The 810-nt window shown below is 28.4% G+C and carries 1 protein-coding gene; it reads right to left on the reverse strand.

What is annotated here, in order from left to right:
- Window positions 1-234: 234 nt before the first annotated feature.
- Window positions 235-657 carry a hypothetical protein gene (locus tag GOQ24_RS15930; RefSeq protein ID WP_155092336.1) on the reverse strand — a complete coding sequence of 141 codons (423 nt, stop codon included), beginning with the start codon at window positions 655-657 and terminating at the stop codon, window positions 235-237.
- Window positions 658-810: the final 153 nt, after the last annotated feature.

Genomic DNA, 810 nt, shown 5'->3' on the forward strand with positions numbered 1-810 from the left:
GACTCTAAATTTGAAAGTCAAAAAGACATTGCTCTATTACTCGAAGATAACTCTTTCAAGGATTTCACTTCAGATCTTAAAGAAGATCATCAGAATTGGCTGAGAAATCATCCCGATTTAAAAGTAGTTAGTATCGATGAAATGCAAAAGATAATAGTAGATTTTATACAATAAAAAAACACCTCACAATTAAAATTGTGAGGTGTTTTTTTTACTATTGAATTACCGTAGATATTACTCTACATCAAACTCAATTTTAGATATTTTCAAATCCTTACCTTTTCTATCAAGATGGATTCTTTCTTTTACTGTTTTTGTCTTATACTCTACAGTATAATCAAAAATGAAATCTTTTGTTTTCTCCTTTTTGTTGTGCTCTGTTAATTTCCAGTCAGCCATTTTAAAACTTTCAATAGGTCCTAAGCTGTCATGTCTTTCTTTTATTTGACTTGTTAATGCCTCTACATCTTGAGCAGTGAAACTTTCGCTATCCACGTAATTAGGTAAAGAATCTAATTTCTGATTTGTAACAAAGTAGTAATACATACCAATTACAGATTCACCAGCTCTCTGATCTCCAAGAGACTTACTTTCTTTTGTATTTTTACAAGCACCAAAAGCTAATGCCAAAAATAGAATTGTAAAAATTTTCTTCATAAGGAACAAATTTGCGTTAATCAATTACACTATTAATATTATTCTTTTTTATTTCTATTATAAATTTAATAAAAATTTATGATTTAAACAAATACCTCTACCAATTAATTCGCCCTATACAGTGCCATTTTAATGCAAAAGTTAGCATAAGAT

The sequence above is a fragment of the Myroides sp. LoEW2-1 genome, from assembly GCF_009767705.1.
GTDB lineage: Bacteria > Bacteroidota > Bacteroidia > Flavobacteriales > Flavobacteriaceae > Flavobacterium > Flavobacterium album_A.

What these genes read in the sequence shown, in the direction of transcription:
- GOQ24_RS15930 (WP_155092336.1), bottom strand. Translation starts at nt 657, where the DNA reads ATGAAGAAAATTTTTACAATTCTATTTTTGGCATTAGCTTTTGGTGCT.